At 58.9% G+C, this 3,594-nt stretch carries 3 protein-coding genes; 1 reads left to right on the top strand and 2 read right to left on the bottom strand.

The genetic code is table 11. From position 1 onward, the window contains the following. A partial coding sequence (locus tag ABX749_RS26120) for a DUF1549 domain-containing protein (RefSeq protein WP_372898588.1) occupies positions 1 to 1,524 on the bottom strand: 1,524 nt, incomplete at its 3' end. A 260-nt stretch (positions 1,525 to 1,784) separates the two neighbouring features. On the opposite strand from ABX749_RS26120, the gene ABX749_RS26115 reads away from it, so the two are divergent. Beyond that, positions 1,785 to 2,906 (top strand): aminotransferase class V-fold PLP-dependent enzyme, encoded by a 1,122-nt coding sequence (locus tag ABX749_RS26115; protein ID WP_372898587.1) that lies wholly within the window; start codon positions 1,785 to 1,787, stop codon positions 2,904 to 2,906. A 24-nt stretch (positions 2,907 to 2,930) separates the two neighbouring features. Here the strand turns inward: ABX749_RS26115 and ABX749_RS26110 are convergent. Then, a partial coding sequence (locus ABX749_RS26110; RefSeq protein ID WP_372898586.1) for an amidohydrolase occupies positions 2,931 to 3,594 on the bottom strand: 664 nt, incomplete at its 5' end.

The following is a 3,594-nucleotide window of genomic DNA, read 5'->3' as shown; positions in this document are numbered from 1 at the left end:
TCCTTCGGCGGCCAATTGATGCCACCGGGCCAACAGCGGATCATCCCGATGGAAATCCAAATGCATGCGGCAGTGGTGCAGGATCCGGGGATGCAGCCCGAGCGGCTGGGCGATTTCCGCGACGGTGGTCAGGGGCGCGGAGACCTCGAATTGTGCCGCGGCGGCCAGATAGTCGGCCACCTTGTCTCGAGCTTCGGCTTGAATCTTGGCGATCGCCGCGTTCTTAAAACTCGCCGCCGCTTTTTTCTTCTCCGCGATCTGGGCGTCGATTTCCTTCAGCCGCGCCGCTTCCTCGTCCGACGCAAAGGAGTGCTCGTACCAATGTTTGATCGCGCCGGTGCTCGTCTCACCGAGCGTCTTGGTGCTCTTGAAGATCGCGGCCAGCGCGTAATAGTCGGATTGCTTGATCGGATCAAATTTGTGGTCGTGACACCGGACACAGCCGAAGGTCATTCCCAGGAACGCTTTGCCGAGTGTGTCGAGCTGTTCATCGATGATGTCCATCTCCAACTTTTGCCGATCCGGTTCGGCCAGCACCTTGGCGCCCAGCGATAGAAACCCGGTCGCCGTCTTGGTTTCACGATTCGCTTCGGGCAACAAGTCACCGGCGACTTGCTCGATCAAGAAACGGTCAAAGGGTTTGTCGTTGTTGAAGGCATCGACGACGTAATCTCGATAACGCCACGCTTGCCCGAACCCCAAGTTTTCATCCAGTCCGTTGGAATCGGCGTAGCGTGCGACGTCCAACCAGTGCCGTCCCCAGCGAACACCGTAATGCGGTGAATTCAAAAGTCTTTCGACGACCTTGTCATACGCCGTGGGTGATTCGTCAGCGACGAAGGCGTCGATCTCTTCGGGCGTGGGCGGCAAACCGATCAGGTCTTGGGTGATGCGGCGAATCAACGTGATCTTGTCCGCCGCCGGTGCCGGCGACAGGCCGTTGTCGTGAAGTCGCGCTAACACAAACGCGTCGATCGGGTTTTCGGTCCACTGCGTCTCGGCAAGCTTGGGAATCGCGGGATCACGCACCGGCCGAAACGCCCAGAACTGCCGGCCCTCCTCGATACTCATCCCCGACGGCCCGCGATCGGGGGCTGAGCTTGGCGGCGCCGACTCACGCGGATCGGGGGCACCGTCGGCGACCCATTTCGTCAGCGCCCTAACGGCCTGTTCGGGCAACCGATTTCGGGGCGGCATTTGCAGATCGTGGTTCTGATACCCGATCGCTTCGATCAGCAAACTTGCATCGGGGTCGCCGGCGACGATCGCCGCCCCCGAGTCGCCTCCTTCAAGCAGCCCGGCGCGGGTATCCAGCCGCAGCCCACCCTTGACGCTGCCTTCGACGGAATGACAGTCATAACAGTGCTCGACCAAGACCGGCCGAATCTCTTTCTCGAAAAACGCAATCGCTTGCGGTGACGCATCTTGGCCAACTCCGATCGATGCCGCGAAGGCGAAAACGACCGCGGCGAGGCGACCGGTCAAGCGTTTCAACGCGTCCAGCAGAGAACTGGGCAAATGCATGGTCAAGGTAGGCAGGGGAGGGAGTCAGAGGCGGGCGGGAAGTTCATTGTAGCCATTCGCCACCCGGCCGTCATCAAAATACCTTACCATCGCATCGAGCGATGCAAATCGAATCCCGATGCCAGTGAGACCTGGTATTTATTCCGCAACTATTGGTGTCGAGCCTTGAGGCGATTCCCTCGCTTCGCTGCGGAGCAGCGAAGCGAGCGGCTAAAGCCTGGACACCAACCTTTCCCCACCAGACGCAACCGATTTCCCCCATGCTGACCGAGTCCTCGCGACAACGCGACTTCCCCGGCCTTGCCGGCAAAGACTATTTCAACACGGCCGCCGAAGGCATTCCCCCCACCGCGGTGCTAGATGCGCTTCAAACCTATGGCCAAGACAAATTGCTGGGGATGGACGGACGCGACTGCCACGCCAAGGTTTGGGAGAGTGCCAAACAGCAAATCGGATTGGCCTACGGTTTAAGCGCCGGCGAAGTCAGCCTGTGCTCCTGTTCGTCCGAAGCGTACAACCTGGCCGCGATGGCGCTGCAGTTGCGCGAAGGCGACGAAATCGTGATCAACGATCTGGATTTTCCCGCCGGCGCGACGCCATGGTTGCACGCCAGCTGTCCCGCGACCGTCAAAGTCTGGAGGGCTCGCGACTGGTCACTTCGCATCGAAGACCTGATTCCGCTGCTCAGCCCCCGCACTCGGATGGTCACCACATCGCTGGTCAGCTTTTTCAATGGGCACAAAATCAATCTACCCGAGCTGACGCGCGTCGTCCGACGTCATTGCCCCGCACTGATCTCGGTCGATGTCACGCAAGCACTCGGCCGGATCCCGCTCGATCTGAGCGATGTCGATTTGATCGTCAGCTCCACGCACAAATGGATCCTGGCCACGCACGGAGGTGGCTTGGTCGGGATTCCCTCCGCCAGTGCCGAACGATTGACCGCACCGGCGGGTGGATGGTTTCATTTGGAAAACGCATTCGATGCCGATCGATTTGAACGCGTCGTTCCCAAACACGGCGCTGCAAGCTTTTCCGTCGGGATGCCCAATTATCCCGCCGTCTACGCCATCGATGCCGGGTTGAAATACATCCAATCGGTGGGCGTCGAACAGATCGATGCGCATTGCCGACCGCTGGTTCGACAGTGCATGGACGAACTGAAACGATTGCCCGTGCAATGCATCACCCCCGACGAGCCAGACCACTTGGCCGGCATCATGGCGTTCATGCATCCCGATGCGGACCGGATCTACGCCGCGCTGCATCAGCAGAACATTCACGTGATGTGCCACGCCGGACGCCTGCGAATCGCGATCCACGGCTACAACGATCCGGCGTCGATTGAACGATTGATCGATGCGCTCCGCGGTGCTCTTTAACCGGACAGCGCGACGTTGACGTCGCTATGAAAAGAACACCTTCTCGGCAGTCTTTCGCAACATCCAACTGCGATCGCGATCGCTTAAAAAGTCCAACTTGGATCGAATCAAATCCAAGGACTCGTGATACGAATGCCCGTCCTGCACCTGGTAGGGACAATCGGTTGCCCACATCAAACGATCGGTTCCAAAGGCATGGGCCAGTCGGTGAATCATCGCGCCCAGATCCGTGTACGGGGCGGCTTTTTTTCCCAGTGCGTAGAACGCTGATGTTTTGACGTAGGTGTGTTGGTGTTCTGCCAAACGACACAGGGCATCAAGATCTTGATCGTGAATCGTCCCGTCGATCCCGATGCGGGCAAAGTGATCGATCACAACGTTTGTCTCAGGATAGTGCCGACACATCTTGTCGACCGACGGCAAATACTCCGGATTGATCAACGGACAGATCGCCATGGATTCGTCCGCCGCACAAGCCCACATCTGTTTCATCCCTTCGCCGGTCAGCCAACGGTCGGGATCCTTTTTTCCCGACACGATGCGGAACCCCCGCACCCCTTTGGACTTCAGCGATTTCATGGTTTCGACCGGATGATCCTCGGGATCGATCACCGCCACGCCCGAAAACCGGCCGGGATGGTTTGCGATCACATCCACCATGTACGAATTGTCAAACCCGTAAAAGCTC

The sequence above is a fragment of the Stieleria sp. genome (genome assembly GCF_041595215.1).
GTDB classification, from domain to species: Bacteria; Planctomycetota; Planctomycetia; order Pirellulales; family Pirellulaceae; genus Stieleria; species Stieleria magnilauensis.
This window is presented reverse-complemented; position numbering and strand designations above follow the sequence as displayed.

Excerpts from the sequence above, each read along its gene's own strand:
- ABX749_RS26115 (WP_372898587.1), top strand. The coding sequence starts at position 1,785 with ATGCTGACCGAGTCCTCGCGACAACGCGACTTCCCCGGCCTTGCCGGC.